Raw genomic sequence first — 18439 nt, forward strand, 5'->3', positions numbered from 1 at the left:
ACCGTTGGCACTCGCATCCACCCAGCACTCCGGTGCGCCGGGTGCCGAACATGGTGGCCGCCTCGGCGGAGGTGAAGCTTTCGTGCATTCGCCGTCCATGGGGCTTCGTTGGCCTGGTCGCGCTGGAACTCCACGATCAGAGGGGCCGACGCCGTGGTACCGCGCCGCGGACGCGCCAACCACGATGCGTGCCGTGTCGTTATGTATTCGTTACGGGAACGATAGTTTCGGCGCGCCGGATGTATCGGTCATGTGTCCAGGACGGTTGTCGCGTAGGGTGGACGGTATTCGGGGGCTTTCCGAGCGCACCGCCGACGTGGCCGTGCCGCCTCCGATTCGCGATCCGGCCGCCGTCTCGCCGGGACAGGAGCGTCCCATGACGCATGATGATCGACCGTCGTTCAGCCACGAGCCGACGCCGGAGCAGAACCAGACCGTGTCCGCCGCCGCCGTGCCGCGCCCGGTCTTCAGCAGTGCCGACACCGCGCCGTCGGCGCCCGCCGACCCCGCCGAGGGGCGCGCGCACCGGCCCACCCGCGCGGGTGCGCATCGCCGCCGCGCGTAACCCGCGCGGTGTGGTGCGGGTCGCTGCCCGGAATGCCCGGGAACCGGCCCGGCGTTGCCAGCCGTGAGCGTTCCCGACGACAGATGGCAGGATCCCACGCTATGGCTGCGACAACCCCGACGACATCCTCGACCTCCGCACCCGCCGAGCCGACCACGCTGTGGGTCGAGCGCACCGGTACCAGGGCCTACACCGGCCGCAGCTCGCGGGGAGCCGAGGTGAAGATCGCCTCGCAGGGGGTGCCGGGCGCGTTCACCCCCGGTGAACTGCTCAAGATCGCCCTGGCCGCCTGCTCGGGGCTCAGCGCCGACTTCCCGCTCTCGCGCAAGCTCGGCGACCACTTCGACGCCACCATCCGCGTCTCCGGCGACGCCGACCGCGAGAACGAGGTCTACCCGCAGCTCGAAGAGGTGTTCGAGCTGGACCTGAGCGAACTCGACGAGCAGGAGCGCGAGCGACTACTCGTCACCGTGCAGCGGGCCATCGACAAGGTCTGCACGGTGGGGCGCACGCTGAAGGCGGGCGCCAAGGTGACGTTGTCCTTCGAGATCGACGCCTGAGCCGCAGGGCGCGCGCCCACCCGCGGGTCGGCGCGCACGCCCCACTCCGCACCGGGCATGCTGTGCCCATGAGCGAGAGCCCACACGACCACGCCGGCGACCCGGTCCGTCTCTCGGCCTGGGTGCACGGGCACGTGCAGGGAGTCGGCTTCCGCTGGTGGACCCGTTCGCGCGCACTGGAATCGGGGCTGACCGGCTACGCCCGCAACGCGCCCGACGGCCGGGTGCACGTGATCGCCGAGGGTCCGCGGGAGCGCTGTGAGCGGTTGCTGGAGCTGCTGCGTTCGGGCACCACGCCTGGCCGGGTGAGCCTGGTTGTGGAAAGCTGGGAGCCCGCGCGGGGAGATTTGACCGGATTCGAGGAGCGCTAGTGGTGGGTGCAAGGCCGACGGGGAGCGACCGGTGAGCACGCCGGGGCCGGGGGACGGGGATCCGCGGGAGCCCGGGCCGGAACAGCCGGGTTGGCAACCGCCGCAGCTCAACGTGCCGGACGAGCCCGCGCGCGGCGCGCCCGAGCCGGGACCGGATTCGCCGGCGGCCGGGCAGGGCGGCCCGCAGGGGCCGCAACCGCCGGGCGGCACCCCGATGCCGGGCCGGATCCAACGGCAGGAGCCGGGTGTCACCCAACCGCGTCCGCCGACGGTGGCCGAGGCGCGGGCCAGGGACAAGGCGCGCAAGCAGGCCGCCGAGGCCGAGCGCGCGGCCGCCGCGGCGGCCGAAGCCAAGCGCCGCACCCGCAACCGCGTGCTGATCGGCGGCGTCGCGATCGTCGGCGTGGCCGGTCTGGTCGGCGGCGGCTACCTGGCCTACCGCGCGCTCAGCGCACCCGACGAGGTCACCGCGTATTGCGTGAAGACCGAGAACGGCCAGGAGGTCGTGGTCGAGGACCGGTACTGCCAGCCGGGCCAGGCCGGATTCGTCGACGACGACGGGCGTTCGAGCACCGGCTCGCTGATCATCCTCGGCGGTGGCCCGCAGTACCGCTACTACTACGGCGGCACCAACACCGTCGGCAAACCGCCCACCGGCGGCACCACGGTCAAGCCCAAGAGCGCGCAGATCACCACCAAGTCCGGCACCACGATCCAGCGCGGTGGCCTGGGCAGCAAGAGCACCGGTGGCGGTGGTTCCTGATGCGTCGCGTGCGGGGGACCCCGCGTCCGGGCTGGCAGCGCATCATCGAAGAACAGGGTCTCGTCTACGGCTCACCCGGCCGGGACGCCCACGGTGCGCCGCGGCCCTACTGGGACGAGTCGGTGCACTACGAATTCGACATGGCCGAGATCCTCGCCCTGGAAGCCGATGTCGAACTGCTGCACTCGATGTGCCTCAACGCCGTCGAGCATGTGGTGCTCACCGAACGGTTCCGGGATTTCGGTCTGCCGGAATGGAGCTGGGCACCGATCGCCGAATCCTGGCGGCGCGGCGGTCCCTACGTCTACGGCCGCTTCGACCTGCGCTACGACGCCCGGCGGCCGGCGAAACTGCTGGAATACAACGCCGACACCCCCACCTCGTTGCTCGAGGCCGCGATCGTGCAGTGGCACTGGCTCACCGATACCCACCCCGGCGACGACCAGTGGAACTCGCTGCACGAGAAGCTGGTCGAGCGCTGGGGCGAGCTGCGCAAGCAGCTGCCCGATCCGCAGTTGCACTTCGCCTGGTCCTCGGCCGACGCCTCCGGTGAGGACAACGTGACCACGGCCTACATGCAGGAGACCGCCGCCGAGGCCGGATTCGACACGATCGCGCTGCCGATCGAGGAGATCGGCTGGGACGTCGAGCTGGAACGTTTCGTCGATCTCGCCGAGGCGCCCATCGAGGCGATCTTCAAGCTCTACCCGTGGGAGTGGGTGCTCGACGACGACTTCGGCAGGAAGGTCGTCGCGAGCCTGCCGGAGACCGCCTGGATCGAGCCGCTGTGGAAGGCGTTGCTGAGCAACAAGGCGATTCTCGCGGTGCTGTGGGAGATGTATCCCGGGCATCCGAATCTGTTGCCCGCCTACCTCGACGAGCCGCACGAACTCACCGAGTACATCCGCAAGCCCAAGCTCGGCCGCGAGGGCGCGAACATGACGATCGTGGGCGCGGGCCTCGAGACCGCCACCGGCGGCGTGTACGGCGCCGAGGGGTACGTCTATCAGCTGCTGGACCCACTGCCCGAATTCGACGGCATGCGACCGGTACTCGGCGCGTGGATGGTCGGCGACACCTCCGCCGGGCTGGGCATCCGCGAAACCGCCGGGCTGATCACCGACGACGGCGCCGCCTTCGTGCCGCACCGCATCCCGACCGACTAGCTCGCACCGCACCTCTTTCGTTCGACACCTTCCGGAAGGATCACGATGACCGCAGTCGCCCTCGAATCGGGGTACTGGAGCGCGCTCGGCGAGGGCGTAGGGGCCATCCTCCTCTACGCCGTCGTCGGCCTGGCGCTGATGCTCGTCGGCTTCTACGCCGTTGATCTGAGCACGCCCGGCCAACTGCGCAGGCTGGTCGCCGAGGGCAAGCCCAACGCCATCATCGTCACCGCGGCGGGTCTGGTCAGCATGGCGTTCATCGTGGTGCTCGCCATCTACTCCTCGGCGGGCAAGCTCGCCGAGGGCCTGATCGCCGCGCTGGTGTTCGGCCTGGTGGGCATCGTCGCGCAGATCGTGTCGGTGCGGGTGCTCGAGCGGGCGTTCGGCATCGACATCGGGGCGGCGCTGCACTCGGAGACCAGGACCACCGAGGTGCTGGTGGTGGCCGCCGCGCACTTCGCGCTCGGCCTGGTCGTCGCGGTCGCGATCCTCTAACGGCCCGACGGCGGCCGGTGCCGCGGCCGGTACGGCATTGACATTCCACAGTGGAGGATGCACACTGTGAACATTCCATTGTGGAAGATCCACCCTTGGAAGATGGAGCCGACCCGATGAGGACACCGGACATGGACATCTCGCCCGCCACCCGCGCCTCCGACGCCGAACGCGAACAGGTCGTCCGCCAGCTGACCGGACACCTGGCCGACGGCCGCATCGATCTGGCCGAATACGACTCGCGCGTCGCGCGCGTCTACGCCACCACCACCCGTGCCGACCTGACCCTCGTGCTGTCGGATCTGCCGCCGCTCGTCGAGAAGCCCGAGCGGCCCGCACCGGTCGCGCGGCCCCGCCTGCCGATCTGGCAGCGCATCGAATTCGCGAGCTGGGCGGGCGTCAGCGTGCTCGTGCTCGTCATCTGGGCCGCCGTCTCCCTCGGGGTCGGCGAGTTCACCTACCCCTGGCCGGTGTGGGTGATCGGCCCGTGGGGCGCGGTCCTGGGCTTCCGCATGCTCACCGGCTGGGAGTCCGGCCGGGGGTGCGGGCGCCCGGTCTGAGGGGTACGGGTCGCCCGACGGTTCCGCTCGGCCGGCGGTGGCGCACCGAGCGGCCGATCATCGGTAGCGGTGGCCCCGGCGGCGGGGTGGGGCCGGGTCGGCGCGGTGGTCCGCACCGTCGCCGGGCGCGGTGGCCACCGCGTCGGCGACATCGTGGCGGGCCCGGTCCCGGTTCGGCGCGACCCGGCTCGGATACGGCTGGCCGGGACGGGGTTGGCTCGGATACTGCTGGCTCGACGAGGACCGGCTCGGGTAAGCCTGGCTCGGAAAAGGCTGGGACGGGACGCCTGTCGAATTCTCCGCGTCGATCCCGGTGCGGGCGGCGAACGGGCCGGACGCCGACTCGGGCTGGGGACGCGACGGTCTCGGCGGAGTCGTGGCCGGGCCGGTCCGCGTGCGCCGGGGCAGGTCCGGCCGAGCGGGCCGGTCTGCGGGCGGCACCACGTCCGCGTCCGGCCTGCGGCGGCGCCCGGACGGGCTCGGCGTGGCCGCGGGGAGGGGACCGGAGCCGGGGCCACGCCGGGTCGGTGGCTCGTCGCGAATCGCCCCTGACCGGGCGCGGCCGGCGCGTTCCTTCCGCGTCCTGTGCGCGACCGGATCGTTGTCCCGGCGCCGGGCGTCCGCACCGGATCGCGCGCCGGGTTCACGCGGCGGGGTGTCCTCCCGGCCCGGGACGGGGCGTCGTGCGCCGGGACGAAGGATGGGGAGTTTGTGGGTGGTCCGGCTGGGATGGTCGCCCTTCTCCCGATAGGTGCCGGGGATGCCGTGCGCGCGCAACCAGGCGCCGGGGTCGGCGCGGCTGTCCGGATCGAGCCGCGGAACGACCTCTTCCAGGAGATCGAGCACGTGTCCGTCACCGCCGAGGACGCCGCGCACGGCGGGAAAGGTGTCCGGGCGGAAGGTCCACGACCATTCGTGGCCCGGGTGGGGTCCGTCGTGATCGCGGCCGTGGATGACGAGGTTGCCGGACTTCGCGATCCTGGCCCGGATCCGCCGGCCGCCGGTGGCGTAGCGGTAGTCCTCCGGTTGCGGGGCGGGCGGGTGCTCGGCCTCCAACTCCTCGACGTGCTCGAGGTGTTCGGCGCGCACGATCTCGAACCACGCGGCCAGCAACGCCAGCGCGCCGAGCACCGCCGCGGCGACCAGCTCGAGCCACACGTCGGTCGGGACGATGCGCCGGGTCCGCTCACAGGCGTGCAGGAACAACAGGCACCCGGCGACGAGCGCGGTGATCCGGCCCAGCCGAAGAACCGTGCCGATCGATGGTGCGCGCATCCGCTGTTGCTCCCGAACGAGAATTTCCGTCGCCGAATCCGACTGGATCGTATGCGCAGCGGAGCCGAAAAGGCAGGGTGAGAACTGTCCGGCCGGGCCGGGCCGGCCCCGTCCGTCCGGGCAGGTCGGACAGCAAATCTCCAGCACCGGGAAATCCCGGCGTACGGCGCCGGGCTCGTTAGTCTGATCGGGGGGCCGGGCCGGGCGGTGACCGCGCCGCCGTCACGGTGCTGACCGGCCGATATCATGGCTGGTCGCCCCGTGGCGCAGTGCCCGCCCCACCCGCGCACGAAAGGTCGTCGAATTTGCACCTGAAGAGCCTGACGTTGAAGGGATTCAAATCCTTCGCGTCCGCGACGACGTTGCGCTTCGAGCCCGGGATCACCTGCGTGGTCGGGCCCAACGGCTCCGGCAAATCCAACGTCGTCGACGCGCTCACCTGGGTGATGGGCGAGCAGGGCGCCAAGGCCCTGCGCGGCGGCAAGATGCAGGACGTCATCTTCGCGGGCACCGCGGGCCGCGCACCGCTCGGTCGCGCCGAAGTCACCCTGACCATCGACAACTCCGACGGCGCGCTGCCCATCGACTACGCCGAGGTGTCCATCACCCGGCGCATGTTCCGCGACGGCGCGGGCGAATACGAGATCAACGGCAACTCGTGCCGCCTGATGGACGTGCAGGAACTGCTCAGCGACTCCGGCATCGGCCGGGAGATGCACGTCATCGTCGGACAGGGCCAGCTCTCCGCGATTCTCGAATCGCGGCCGGAGGACCGCCGCGCCTTCGTCGAGGAGGCCGCGGGCGTGCTCAAACACCGCAAGCGCAAGGAGAAGGCGGTCCGCAAGCTGGAGGCCATGCAAGCCAACCTCGCGCGCCTGACCGACCTCACCACCGAATTGCGCCGTCAGCTCAAACCGCTGGGCCGCCAGGCCGAGGTGGCCCGCCGCGCCCAGACCGTGCAGGCCGACCTGCGTGATGCCCGCCTGCGGCTGGCGGCCGACGACCTGGTGACGCGCCGGGCGGAGCTGGCCAGCCAGCAGAGCAAGGAAGCCTACGCCCGCGAGCAGCAGATCACCGTGCAGTCCGAGCTGGATGCCGCCAATGCCGCGCTGGCGCAGCAGGAGTTCGAGCTGTCCAAGCTCACGCCGAGTGCCGAGGCCGCCGCGCAGACCTGGTTCCAGCTCTCCGCGCTGACCGAACGGGTGAACGCCACCATCCGCATCGCCGGTGACCGGGCCAGGCATCTCGACACCCAGGCACCGGTCGGCACCGGCCGCGACCCCGACCAGCTGGAGGCCGAGGCCGACCGCGTCGAGGCGGAGGAGGCGGAACTGCGCGAGGCGGTGGAGATCGCCGCCGAGACACTGGAGGCGGCGCGCGACCAGCTGGCCGAGCGCGAGCACGCCGCCAAGGCAGCCGAACAGGCGCACCTGGCGGCGGTCCGGGCGATCGCCGACCGGCGCGAGGGGCTGGCGCGCCTGACCGGCCAGGTGGAGAACCTGCGCACGCGCGCCCAATCGGTCGATGCCGAGATCGCGCGGCTCTCGGTCGCGATCGCGGAGGCGCGCAGGCGCGGGGAGAGCGCACAGGCCGAATTCGACGGCGTGCAGGCGGAATTGAGCGAACTCGACGCGGGCGAGGAGGGGCTGGACGCCCAGCACGAGCACGCCGTGCAAGCGCTCGAGCTGGCCGACGAGCGGGTCCGCGAACTGCGCGAGCAGGATCGCGACGCGAGCAAGCGGGTCGCCTCGCTCACCGCCCGGATCGAGGCGCTCGGCATGGGGCTGGCGCGGCGCGACGGGTCGGCCTGGCTGGTCGAACACCACCCCGAGGGGTTGCGCGGCCCGCTGTCGGAGCTGCTGCGCGTGCGCGCCGGGTTCGAAGCGGCGGTGGCCGCGGTGCTCGGTCCGGTCGCCGATGCCGTCGCCGCCGACACCGCACCGGCCGCGCACGCCGCCATCCGCGCACTCAAGGACGCCGACGGCGGCCGGGCGGCCCTGGTGTTCGGCGCCGCCGCCGGGGACGAGCCCGCGGGCGAGCCGCTGCCCGCGGGCGCGCATCGGCTCACCGACGTCGTCGACTGTCCCGCCGAGCTGCGCGCGGGCATCCGCGCGCTCACCGCCGACGTCGCGGTCGTCGACGACCTCGATACCGCCGCCGCGCTGCTGGCGCAGCGGCCCGACCTGCGGGTGGTCACCCGCGACGGCGATCTCACCGGCACCGGCTGGCTCATCGGCGGCTCCGACCGGGCGCCGAGCCAGCTCGAGATCCAGGCCGACATCGACGCCGCGAAGGCCGAACTCGTCGCCGCCCAGCGGCACGCCGAGGAACTCGAGGCGGCGCTGGCGGGGGCGCTCGCCGAACAGGCCGACCGCAAGGAGGCCGTCGACCATGCGCTGATGGCATTGCACGAATCCGACCAGGCGATGATCGCCATCTACGACCGGCTCGGCAGGCTCGGCCAGTCCGCCCGGTCGGCGCAGACCGAGGCCGAACGACTGACCGGCCAGCGGGCCGACGCCGAGGCGAGCCGGGAGGAGACGCTGGCCGCCCTCGCCGAACTGGAGGAACGCCTGCGCAACGCCGAGCACGAGCAGGCCGCCGTCGACGAGGGCGCCGGCACCGCGGGCACCGAGGCCGCCGCCCGGGTCCGGGAGGAGGCCGCCGCCGCCCTCGCCGAGGCCAGGTCGATGGAGGTGGAGGCCAGGCTCGCGGTACGCACCGCCGAGGAACGCGCCGAATCGGTGCGCGGCAAGGCGGATTCGCTGCGTCGCGCGGCCCGCGCCGAACGGGAGGCGCGAGCCAGGGCCGAGCGCGCGCAGGCCGCCCGCAGGCAGGCCGCCGCCGTGGCCGCCGCCGTCGCCGAGTCCGGCGCGCGCATCGCGGGCGAACTGGAGAAGGTGGTCGCGGCGGCCGCCGCCCGCCGCGACGAGCTGGTGCGCAGGCGCACCGAATGCGCGGCCCAGGTGGAGCAGACCAAGGAGCGGGTGCGCGCACTGACCACCCAGCTGGCCCAGCTCACCGACGCCGTGCACCGCGACGAGGTCGCCAAGGCGCAGGCCGCGCTGCGGATCGAGCAGCTCGAGGCCACCATCGCCGAACAGTTCGGTATCGCCCTGCCCGACCTCATCGCCGAATACGGTCCGGACGTGCCGCTGCCGCCCTCGGATCTGGAATGGCAGGAGTACGAGCAGGCCAAGGAGCGGGGTGAGCAGGTCAGCGCCCCGCAGCCGATGCCGTACGACCGGGCCGAGCAGGAGCGCCGCGCGAAGCGCGCCGAGAAGGATCTGGCCACGCTGGGCAAGGTGAACCCGCTCGCGCTCGAGGAGTTCGCGGCGCTCGAGGAGCGCTACAACTTCCTGGCCACCCAGCTCGAGGACGTCAAGAACGCGCGCAAGGACCTGCTCGACGTGGTCGCGGAGGTGGACGCGCGCATCCTGCAGGTGTTCACCGAGGCCTACGCCGACGTGGAGCGGGAGTTCGTGCAGGTGTTCTCGACACTGTTCCCCGGCGGTGAGGGCAGGCTGCTGCTCACCGACCCCTCCGACATGCTCACCACCGGCATCGAGGTGGAGGCCCGCCCGCCCGGTAAGAAGGTCAAGCGGCTGTCGCTGCTGTCCGGCGGGGAGAAGTCGCTCACCGCTGTCGCGCTGCTCGTGGCGATCTTTCGCGCCCGCCCCTCCCCGTTCTACGTGATGGACGAGGTGGAGGCCGCGCTGGACGACACCAACCTGCGCCGGTTGATCGGGTTGTTCGAGCAACTGCGGGAGAAGAGCCAGCTGATCGTCATCACCCACCAGAAGCCGACGATGGAGATCGCCGACGCCCTCTACGGCGTCAGCATGCGCGGCGACGGCATCACCCAGGTGATCTCGCAGCGTCTGCGCGGGGAGAACCTGACACCCGCCGCGACCTGACCGACCTCAGCCGGGCCGGCCCGGCAGCCGCACGATGCTACGCCCGGTCGCCACCGGAACCGACCGATCGTGTGGCTCCGGCGGGGTCGGCGGACGCGCCGCCTAGAGCAGATCGCTGACGTCGTCGGGCACGTCGACGGCGTATTTGCGCAGGATGTCCATCGAGATCACCTCGAGGGCGTTCTCGTGGGTGGCGGCCAGCACCACCGGCGCGGCCGCCCCGTCCTCGTGGGCGTGCAGCCAGCGCACCGCCACCACGCACCAGCGGTCGCCGGGCTGCAGGCCGGGGAAGTTGTTCTCCGGGCGCGGGGTGCTCAGGTCGTTGCCGATGGAGGCCTGATGCTCGAGGAATTCCGCCGTGACGACGGTGCAGACGGTATGGCTGCCCAGATCCTCCGGCCCCGTACTACAGCAGCCGTCCCGGTAGAACCCGGTGAGAGGATCGGTGCCGCACTCTTCCAGCGGCCCCCCAAGCACGTTTCGATCGGTCACGTCGCCGATCCTATTGTTCCGGGGCGAGAAGTTCCGCAGGACAAGAAATCTCGAGGGGCTGTGTCACCGCTCCCGGGCGCGCCGAACAGGACCGATGTGGCGTTCTGCAAGGATGGTCGTCGTGAGTGCCGAAGCCTGGATTGTGATAGCCGCCGTCGCCGCCCTGCTGCTGGTGGCGCTCGTCGCCGGATTCGTCCTGTACAAACGCCGCCGGATCTCGCTGTCCGCCCCCACCGCGGAGAAGGAGCTGACCGACCGCTCGGGCGGCTACACCGCAGCGGGCGGATTCACCTTCAGCCAGGGCGGGACGGCGACGGCCACCCGCCCGGAGCCGCTGCAACGCACCGACACCGAGGGGCAACCGCACGTCGGTGACGACGCCGCCGTGCCGCGCGACGCGCCCCGGCGCGGCATCACCAACGTGCCGCTGCCCGAGGGCGATGTCACCGAGGGGCCCAGCGGCGGCGGCGCCACCGTCGCCGAACCGGAACCGGAGACCACCCCCGCACCCGATCTGCCCGGCACCACGGCACCGGCCACCGACACCGCGCCCACCGACACGGCGCCCACCCATACCGCGCCCACCGATACCGCGCCCACCGATACCGCGCCCACCGATACCGCGCCCACCGACACGCCCGCACCTGCCGAGACCACTCCGGCGGCGCCCGCCACGACCCCGCCGGTCGCCGAGCCGGACACGGTCGTCCCCGAGGTGCCCGCCACCCCCGCCGGTGCCGAGACCGCGCCCGCCCTGGAGGAGATCGAGCCCACCGCGGGCAGGCTGACCAAGCTGCGTGGCAGGCTCTCGCGCTCCCAGAACGCCGTCGGCAAGAGCCTGCTCGGCCTGCTCGGCGGCGGCGACCTGGACGAGGACTCCTGGGAGGAGATCGAGGACACCCTGGTGCTGGCCGATCTCGGCACGGCCAGCACCACCGCCGTCGTCGAGCGGCTGCGCGAGGAGATGGCCGCGCGCAGTGTGCGCACCCCGGAACAGGCGCGTCAGGTGCTGCGCGACGTCCTCGTGGAGGCACTGCGCCCGGAGCTGGACCGCTCGATCCGCGCGCTGCCGCATCCGGATCACCCGGCGATCCTGCTGGTCGTCGGCGTCAACGGCACCGGGAAGACCACCACGACCGGCAAGCTGGCCCGCGTGCTGGTCGCCGACGGCCGTCGCGTGCTGCTCGGCGCTGCCGACACCTTCCGCGCCGCCGCCGCCGATCAGTTGCAGACCTGGGGTGAGCGGGTCGGCGCGGAGACCGTGCGCGGCAAGGAGGGCGCCGATCCGGCCGCCGTTGCCTTCGACGCGGTCGCCGCGGGCATCGAGCGCGGCGTGGACGCCGTGCTCATCGACACCGCGGGCCGCCTGCACACCAAGACCGGCCTGATGGACGAGCTCGGCAAGGTCAAGCGCGTGGTGGAGAAGAAGGCCGCCGTCGACGAGGTGCTGCTGGTGCTCGACGCCACCGTCGGCCAGAACGGTCTGATGCAGGCGCGGGTCTTCGCCGAGGTCGTCGACATCACCGGTGTCGTGCTGACCAAGCTGGACGGCACCGCCAAGGGCGGCATCGTCTTCCAGGTCCAGCACGAACTCGGCGTGCCGGTCAAGCTGGTCGGCCTCGGCGAGGGCGCCGACGACCTCGCCCCCTTCGAAGCGGGCGCCTTCGTGGACGCCCTGCTGGGCTGAGCCGCACCACCGAACCCACCGCGGCCGGGCAGCGCGCCCGGCCGCGGCGTGGGCCGCCCGGCTCGCCCGACATGTCCGCACACCAGGGGCGATACCTGTGGTGAACGTCACGAAACGTGACCGAAACACAACCGCGGCATCCGTTCACTCAGGTGAAACACCACAGCTCTCCGGATGAAACACCGAGCGAACACCCTTCTCTGCAGGTCCATTTGCCACAGGCGGCTGGGCCCGAGATGAGGAGGACATTAAGGTGGCTTTTCCCGTAATCGGCGCGCCGGACGCCGGTGACACCGCATGGATGCTGGCCAGTGCCGCACTCGTGCTGTTGATGACGCCAGGACTCGCGTTCTTCTACGGCGGCATGGTCCGCAGCAAGAACGTGCTCAACATGATCATGATGAGCATCAGCGCGATGGGTTTGATCACCATCCTATGGGTGCTGTACGGCTTCTCCGTCGCCTTCGGTGAGGACAAGGCCAACCTCATCGGCGACCCCGGCCAGTACTTCGGCCTGAAGGGGGTGTTCGGCGGCAGCTACCTGGCCTCCACCGATCCCGCCGAGCCCGCCGCGATCCCGCTCAACGGCACCATCCCGCTGTCGCTGTTCGTCGCGTTCCAGCTCATGTTCGCGATCATCACCGTCGCACTCGTCTCGGGCGCGGTCGCCGACCGCCTGAAGTTCGGCTCGTGGCTGGTCTTCGCGGGCGTGTGGGCCACCATCGTCTACTTCCCGGTGGCGCACTGGGTGTTCGCCTTCGACGGGTACACCGGCGAGGAGGGCGGCTGGATCGCCAACAACCTCAAGGCCATCGACTTCGCGGGCGGCACCGCGGTGCACATCAACGCCGGCGCCGCCGGTCTGGTGCTCGCGCTGATCCTCGGGAAGCGCAAGGGCTGGCCGCAGACGCCGTTCCGCCCGCACAACCTGCCCTTCGTCATGCTCGGCGCCGGTCTGCTCTGGTTCGGCTGGTACGGCTTCAACGCCGGGTCGGCCGTCGGCTCCAACGGGATCGCCGGCGCGACGTTCCTCACCACCACCATCGCCACCGCCGCCGCGATGCTCGCCTGGCTGGTGGTGGAGAAGATCCGCGACGGCCACCCCACCTCGCTGGGCGCGGCGTCGGGCATCGTGGCCGGCCTGGTCGCCATCACCCCGGCGTGCTCCTCGGTGAACGTGCTCGGTGCGCTGGCCATCGGTGTGGTCTCCGGTGCGCTGTGCGCGCTGGCGGTCGGCCTGAAGTTCAGGTTCGGCTTCGACGACTCGCTCGACGTGGTCGGCGTGCACCTGGTCGGTGGCCTGGTCGGCACCCTGATGGTCGGCCTGGTGGCGGCGCCGGAAGCGCCCGCGGCGGTCGAGGGCTTGTTCTACGGTGGTGGGATCGAGCAGTTGAAGCTGCAGGCCGTCGGTGCGTTCACCGTGCTTGCCTACTCGCTGGTCGCGACGGCCGTCATTGCTCTGATCCTGAAGTTCACGATCGGTCTGCGCGCCGACGACGAGGCCGAGTCGGTGGGTCTGGACGAGTCCGAGCACGCGGAAACCGCATACGATTTCGCTGCTGTGGGTGGCACGGCACGCTCGCTCGTCAAGGAGGCATGACGACATGAAACTGATCACCGCAATCGTCAAACCGTTCACGCTCGAGGACGTCAAGACCGGTCTGGAACAGGCGGGCGTGTTCGGCATGACCGTCAGCGAGGTGCAGGGCTACGGCAGGCAGAAGGGCCACACCGAGGTCTACCGCGGCGCCGAGTACTCGGTGGACTTCGTGCCGAAGGTCCGGGTCGAGGTCGTCGTCGACGATGCCTCCGTCGACAAGGTCGTGGACGTGATCGTCGAGGCGTCGCGCACCGGCAAGATCGGCGACGGCAAGGTGTGGGTCACCCCCGTCGAGTCGATCATCCGCGTGCGCACCGGCGAGCGCGGCACCGACGCGCTGTAGCGGGATTTCGAGTCGAGCGGCGGCCCCGCTCCCACCGGACAGCCCGGTCGGGGCGGGGCCGCACTCATGAAACGGGTGGTGGTCGTGGGTAGTGGTAGCAGGCGGACCGACAGCGGACCGGCCAAGGCCGGTGGTGCCGCCGATCTGGTGCGGGCGCGGGCGCAGTTGCTCGAGGGTGGGCTGCCGCGCAATCCACGGCTGGACGCGGCATCGCTGCGGCAGGCGCTGGTGGACCTGTACGAGCTGTGGCTCACCGGCAAGGGCGCCGAGCTGGGCATCACCGCCGAGAGCGGCCTGGCCGTGGTGGCCGTCGGCGGGCTCGGGCGCAAGGAGATGCTGCCGTACTCCGACCTGGATCTGGTGCTGTTGCACGACGAGGTCGATCCCGCGCGGGTCGCCGAGGTCGCCGATCAGCTCTGGTATCCGTTGTGGGACGCCCACATCAAGCTCGACCACAGCGTCCGCACCGTGCCGCAGGCGCTGCGGGTGGCCGGTGACGACCTGATCGCCGCGCTCGGCATGCTCGAAGCCCGCCACATCGTCGGCGATGTGGAGCTGAGCAATCTGCTGATCGGCGGGGTGCGCCGGGAGTGGCGCAACGGGATCCGGCATCGGTTCGACGACCTGGTCGCCCAGGCCGAGGCCCGCTGGCAGCGCTGCGGCGAGATCGCCCACCGGGCCGAGCCCGACCTGAAGAACGGCCGCGGCGGACTGCGCGACATCCAGCTGCTCGACGCACTCGCCGTCGCACACCTGACCGACGCCATGCCGGGGCTCGGTCCGGAGGTGCCCGGCGGCGGACTGCGGCAGGCGCACCGCCGGTTGCTCGACGTCCGTACCGAGCTGCACCGGGTCGCCGGCCGCGGCCGCGACCAGTTGCGGGCGCAGGACGCCGACGAGATCGGCGCGGCGCTGCGCATCGGCGACCGCTTCGATCTGGCTCGCACACTGAGTGATTCGGCCCGGACGGTGAGCTACTCCGTCGAGGTCGGATTGCGCACGGCCGCCAACGCGCTGCCGCGGCGCGGGCTGGCCAGGCTGCGCCGCATGCCGGTGCGTCGACCACTCGATGAGGGGGTGGTCGAGCACGCGGGCGAGGTGGTGCTGGCCAGGGACGCGCGGCCGCAGCGCGATCCCGGGCTGATCCTGCGGGTGGCGGCGGCGTCGGCGCAGACCGGGCTGCCGATGTCGGCCACCACACTCAACCGGCTCTCCGAGGACGCGCCGGAACTGCGGGAGCCGTGGCCCAAGGACGCGCTCAACGACCTGCTGGTGCTGCTGGGCGCGGGCCGGGGCGTGATCGCGGCGATCGAGGCGCTGGACCGGACCGGGTTGTGGGGCAGACTGCTGCCGGAGTGGGGCGCGGTGCGCGATCTGCCGCCCCGCGATGTCCTGCACACCTGGACGGTCGACCGCCACCTGATGGAAACCGTCGCCTACGCGAGCGCGCTGAGTACCCGGGTGGCCCGGCCCGATCTGCTCGCACTGGGCGCGCTGCTGCACGACATCGGCAAGGGCAGGCAGGGCGATCACAGCGTGGTCGGGGCGGAGCTGGCGACGCAGATCGGGCGCAGGCTCGGACTGTGGCCCTCCGACGTGCGGACGTTGAGTGCGATCGTGCGCCACCACCTGCTGCTGCCGGACACCGCGACCCGGCGCGATCTGGACGATCCGCAGACCGTGCGGCACGTCGTGGAGGCGCTCGACGGCGACCCGCAACTGCTGGAGCTGCTGCACACGCTGGCCGAGGCCGATTCGCTGGCCACCGGACCGGGGGTGTGGGGCGAGTGGAAGGCTTCGCTGATCGGGGATCTGGTCCGCCGCTGCCGGGCGGTGATGGCCGGTGACGCGCTGCCGACGCCCGCCCCGATCGCGCCGGAGTTGCTCGCCAAGGCCGCGGCGGGCGGTGTGCATGTCGAGTTGGCACCGGGGGAGGGCAAGTTCAGCCACGTCGTCACGGTCATCGCGCCGGACGCGCCCGGTCTGCTCTCCGATGCCGCGGGTGTGCTCGCCCTGCACTCGCTGCGGGTGCTGTCGGCGTCGCTGGGTGTGCACGGCGACTCGGCCGTCGACACCTTCGTCGTCACACCGAAATTCGGCGATCCGCCCGACCCGGGCCTGCTGCGCCAGGAACTGATCCGGGCCATCGCCGGCGACCTCGATCTGCCCGCGGTGCTCGCCGAGCGGGAGCGGGCCGCGGTCGGTGCCGGTCGCGGTCCCTATGCCCAGGCGCAGCCGCGGCTGTTGTGGACGCCCACCGGCACGCCGGGGCAGGTGATCCTGGAACTGCGCGCCGAGGACCGGATCGGTCTGCTGAGCAGGCTCGCCGCCGCGTTCGCCGACTGCGGGGCCAATGTCCGCTGGGCCAAGATCGTCACCATGGGCGCGGCCGTCGTCGACGCCTTCTGCCTGGAGCTGGGCGGTCCGGACGAGCAGGCCCAGCGTGCCGCGCTCACCGACGCGGTGCTGCGGGTGGTGCCGCAGCCCGCCCCGAAGCCGCCGGAGGAGACCCCGGCCTAGCGTGTCGCCGCCGGGCCGCGACCGGAATGTTGCAGACCATTTGCTGGAACGCCTCCTCGGTTCCCGCGCGGCCCCTACGATCATCAAGGTCCGGCTGTCGCGAGCACGAGGGGAGCAGGTCGATGGCGATTCAGGTGGTTGCGGCATCGATGATGACCAGCGACGAGACGTCCCATATGGCGCGGTGCGTCGGCGGCGACCTGTGGGTGGTCTCCTGGCTGCCCGGGCGCACGCTCACCGGCAGGCAGGCCGTCACCGCGATGACGATCGCCACCGCCGTCGCCACCCGGGACATGACCGGCCCCACCGAATGGGCCGGCCTCGACGAACTCGCGCTCGAACTCGGCCTCACCGGACGCCAGGCCGTCCATCTGGTGCGACTGGAGAATCACGACTATCGCGGCACCGGTGATCCGGCGCGCATCGTGGCCGAATAGCCGCTGCTCGGCGCACCGCGTGCGCGCAGGCCCGGGTGACCCCATTACGCTGGGAGATAATTGACGTCACTCGAGATCAGGAGCGCGATCGGTGTTCGAATCCCTGTCCGACCGGCTTACCGGTGCCCTGAAGGATCTGCGCGGTAAGGGGCGTCTGTCACCGGCCGACATCGACGCCACGTGCCGGGAGATCCGGTTGGCCCTGCTCGAGGCCGACGTCGCGCTGCCCGTGGTGCGCGGTTTCATCGCCAGGATCAAGGAGCGCGCCAAGGGCGCGGAGGTCTCCGCGGCGCTGAATCCCGCCCAGCAGGTCGTCAAGATCGTCAACGAGGAACTCGTCGGCATCCTCGGCGGCGAGACCCGCAGGCTCAACCTGGCCAAGACCCCGCCGACGGTGATCATGCTCGCCGGTCTGCAGGGCGCCGGTAAGACGACGCTGGCGGGCAAGCTCGCGAAATATCTGAAGGGGCAGGGACATCAGCCCTTGCTGGTGGCCTGCGACCTGCAGCGCCCCGGCGCCGTCACCCAGCTCCAGGTGGTCGGCGAGCGCGCGGGCGTGCCCGTCTTCGCCCCGCACCCGGGCACCTCGGTGGGCGGCGGGGAGAACCCGCTGGGCATCACCGCGGCCGACCCGGTCGAGGTCGCGCGCGGCGGCGTCGCCGAGGCCCGCAACAAGCAGTACGACATCGTCATCGTCGACACCGCGGGCCGCCTCGGCATCGACGAGGAGCTGATGCGCCAGGCCGCGAGCATTCGCGACGCCGTCCAGCCGGACGAGACGCTGTTCGTGCTCGACGCCATGATCGGTCAGGACGCGGTGACCACCGCCGAAGCCTTCCGCGACGGCGTCGGCTTCACCGGCGTGGTGCTCACCAAGCTCGACGGCGACGCCCGCGGCGGTGCGGCGCTGTCGGTGCGCAACGTCACCGGCGCGCCGATCATGTTCGCCTCCACCGGTGAGAAGCTCGAGGACTTCGACGTCTTCCACCCGGACCGGATGGCCAGCCGCATCCTGGGCATGGGTGACGTGCTCACCCTCATCGAGCAGGCCGAACAGGTCTACGACGCGCAGCAGGCCGAGGAGGCCGCGCGCAAGATCGGCAGCGGCGAACTCACGCTGGAGGACTTCCTCGAGCAGATGCTCGCCATCCGCAAGATGGGCCCGATCGGCAATCTGCTGGGCATGCTGCCGGGCGCGGGTCAGATGAAGGACGTGCTCGCCCAGGTCGACGACAAGCAGCTCGACCGGGTGCAGGCGATCATCCGTGGCATGACCCCCGCCGAGCGGGCCAACCCCAAGATCATCAACGCCTCCCGGCGCCTGCGCATCGCCAACGGCTCCGGTGTCACGGTCTCGGAGGTCAACCAGCTGGTCGACCGGTTCTTCGAGGCCAAGAAGATGATGGCGATGATGGGCCGCCAGATGGGCATGCCCGGCTCGCGCCGCAACGCCAAGAAGGGCAAGAAGGGCAAGAAGGGCGGTCGCGGCCCCACCCCGCCGAAGGTGCGCGGCGGATTCCCGGGCATGCCCGCCGGAATGCCGGGGATGCCCGCCGGGATGCCCGACATCTCCAACATGCCCGCGGGTCTCAACGAGCTGCCGCCGGGGCTGGAGAACTTCGATCTGTCGAAGCTGAAGTTCCCGAAGAAGTAGGCGCCCGGCCCGACTCGCGGCGCCCGAGCGCCAC

The 18439-nt window shown here is 71.5% G+C and carries 16 protein-coding genes; 14 read left to right on the forward strand and 2 right to left on the reverse strand.

Translation table 11 applies throughout. The annotated features are described in order from the left end of the window. The first annotated feature begins 376 nt into the window (after positions 1-376). The 7 genes from AMO33_RS27870 to AMO33_RS27900 all read left to right on the forward strand — a co-directional run bounded on the left by AMO33_RS27870 (position 377) and on the right by AMO33_RS27900 (position 4480). Positions 377-565 (forward strand): hypothetical protein, encoded by a 189-nt coding sequence (locus AMO33_RS27870; protein WP_086844058.1) that lies wholly within the window; start codon positions 377-379, stop codon positions 563-565. Between the two features lie 101 nt (positions 566-666). Next, positions 667-1125 (forward strand): OsmC family protein, encoded by a 459-nt coding sequence (locus AMO33_RS27875; protein ID WP_060594827.1) that lies wholly within the window; start codon positions 667-669, stop codon positions 1123-1125. 68 nt (positions 1126-1193) lie between these two features. Then, complete coding sequence (locus AMO33_RS27880) at positions 1194-1496, forward strand: acylphosphatase (protein WP_011210707.1); 303 nt, start codon at positions 1194-1196, stop codon at positions 1494-1496. Between the two features lie 31 nt (positions 1497-1527). Next, complete coding sequence (locus tag AMO33_RS27885) at positions 1528-2259, forward strand: hypothetical protein (RefSeq protein WP_060594828.1); 732 nt, start codon at positions 1528-1530, stop codon at positions 2257-2259. Next, a complete protein-coding gene (locus tag AMO33_RS27890) occupies positions 2259-3425 on the forward strand; it encodes a glutathionylspermidine synthase family protein (protein ID WP_060594829.1) in 1167 nt (388 codons plus the stop codon). The genes AMO33_RS27885 and AMO33_RS27890 overlap by 1 nt, the downstream gene beginning before the upstream one ends. Positions 3426-3470: 45 nt before the next feature. Then, positions 3471-3920 carry a DUF350 domain-containing protein gene (locus tag AMO33_RS27895; RefSeq protein WP_011210704.1) on the forward strand — a complete coding sequence of 150 codons (450 nt, stop codon included), beginning with the start codon at positions 3471-3473 and terminating at the stop codon, positions 3918-3920. Positions 3921-4036: 116 nt separating this feature from the next. Further along, entirely contained in the window at positions 4037-4480 is a 444-nt protein-coding gene (locus tag AMO33_RS27900) for a DUF1707 SHOCT-like domain-containing protein (protein ID WP_011210703.1), read from the forward strand. 57 nt (positions 4481-4537) lie between these two features. Here AMO33_RS27900 and AMO33_RS27905 read toward each other — a convergent pair whose 3' ends face one another. Beyond that, on the reverse strand, positions 4538-5755 hold the full coding sequence (locus AMO33_RS27905) for a hypothetical protein (protein WP_060594830.1): 1218 nt from the start codon (positions 5753-5755) through the stop codon (positions 4538-4540). 305 nt (positions 5756-6060) lie between these two features. Between AMO33_RS27905 and smc the strand changes: the two genes are divergently transcribed. Further along, the gene (gene smc, locus AMO33_RS27910; protein ID WP_060594831.1) at positions 6061-9672 is read left to right on the forward strand and encodes a chromosome segregation protein SMC; all 3612 of its coding nucleotides are present in this window, start codon (positions 6061-6063) and stop codon (positions 9670-9672) included. 102 nt (positions 9673-9774) lie between these two features. Here smc and AMO33_RS27915 read toward each other — a convergent pair whose 3' ends face one another. Next, positions 9775-10164: a DUF2237 family protein gene (locus AMO33_RS27915; protein WP_011210700.1), complete on the reverse strand. Its 390-nt coding sequence runs from the start codon at positions 10162-10164 to the stop codon at positions 9775-9777. A gap of 121 nt (positions 10165-10285) precedes the next feature. Here AMO33_RS27915 and ftsY point away from each other — a divergent pair, with 121 nt between their 5' ends. The 6 genes from ftsY (at position 10286) to ffh (ending at position 18405) form a co-directional block, all read left to right on the forward strand. Continuing rightward, positions 10286-11851 carry a signal recognition particle-docking protein FtsY gene (gene ftsY / locus AMO33_RS27920; protein WP_060595193.1) on the forward strand — a complete coding sequence of 522 codons (1566 nt, stop codon included), beginning with the start codon at positions 10286-10288 and terminating at the stop codon, positions 11849-11851. Positions 11852-12104: 253 nt separating this feature from the next. Continuing rightward, on the forward strand, positions 12105-13451 hold the full coding sequence (locus AMO33_RS27925) for an ammonium transporter (RefSeq protein WP_060594832.1): 1347 nt from the start codon (positions 12105-12107) through the stop codon (positions 13449-13451). A 4-nt stretch (positions 13452-13455) separates the two neighbouring features. Continuing rightward, on the forward strand, positions 13456-13794 hold the full coding sequence (locus AMO33_RS27930; protein ID WP_011210697.1) for a P-II family nitrogen regulator: 339 nt from the start codon (positions 13456-13458) through the stop codon (positions 13792-13794). A 66-nt stretch (positions 13795-13860) separates the two neighbouring features. Then, entirely contained in the window at positions 13861-16314 is a 2454-nt protein-coding gene (locus AMO33_RS27935; protein ID WP_060594833.1) for a [protein-PII] uridylyltransferase, read from the forward strand. Positions 16315-16436: 122 nt separating this feature from the next. Further along, positions 16437-16751 (forward strand): hypothetical protein, encoded by a 315-nt coding sequence (locus AMO33_RS27940; RefSeq protein WP_060594834.1) that lies wholly within the window; start codon positions 16437-16439, stop codon positions 16749-16751. Between the two features lie 91 nt (positions 16752-16842). Further along, on the forward strand, positions 16843-18405 hold the full coding sequence (ffh, locus tag AMO33_RS27945) for a signal recognition particle protein (protein ID WP_011210694.1): 1563 nt from the start codon (positions 16843-16845) through the stop codon (positions 18403-18405). Positions 18406-18439: the final 34 nt, after the last annotated feature.

The organism is Nocardia farcinica, assembly GCF_001182745.1.
Classification (GTDB): domain Bacteria; phylum Actinomycetota; class Actinomycetes; order Mycobacteriales; family Mycobacteriaceae; genus Nocardia; species Nocardia farcinica.

Bases quoted from the DNA above. Each gene is read 5' to 3' on its own strand.
- AMO33_RS27870 (WP_086844058.1), top strand. From the start codon at position 377: ATGACGCATGATGATCGACCGTCGTTCAGCCACGAGCCGACGCCGGAG.
- AMO33_RS27875 (WP_060594827.1), top strand. From the start codon at position 667: ATGGCTGCGACAACCCCGACGACATCCTCGACCTCCGCACCCGCCGAG.
- AMO33_RS27880 (WP_011210707.1), top strand. From the start codon at position 1,194: ATGAGCGAGAGCCCACACGACCACGCCGGCGACCCGGTCCGTCTCTCG.
- AMO33_RS27890 (WP_060594829.1), top strand. From the start codon at position 2,259: ATGCGTCGCGTGCGGGGGACCCCGCGTCCGGGCTGGCAGCGCATCATC.
- AMO33_RS27895 (WP_011210704.1), top strand. From the start codon at position 3,471: ATGACCGCAGTCGCCCTCGAATCGGGGTACTGGAGCGCGCTCGGCGAG.
- AMO33_RS27900 (WP_011210703.1), top strand. From the start codon at position 4,037: ATGAGGACACCGGACATGGACATCTCGCCCGCCACCCGCGCCTCCGAC.
- AMO33_RS27905 (WP_060594830.1), bottom strand. From the start codon at position 5,755: ATGCGCGCACCATCGATCGGCACGGTTCTTCGGCTGGGCCGGATCACC.
- AMO33_RS27930 (WP_011210697.1), top strand. From the start codon at position 13,456: ATGAAACTGATCACCGCAATCGTCAAACCGTTCACGCTCGAGGACGTC.
- AMO33_RS27935 (WP_060594833.1), top strand. From the start codon at position 13,861: ATGAAACGGGTGGTGGTCGTGGGTAGTGGTAGCAGGCGGACCGACAGC.
- AMO33_RS27940 (WP_060594834.1), top strand. From the start codon at position 16,437: ATGGCGATTCAGGTGGTTGCGGCATCGATGATGACCAGCGACGAGACG.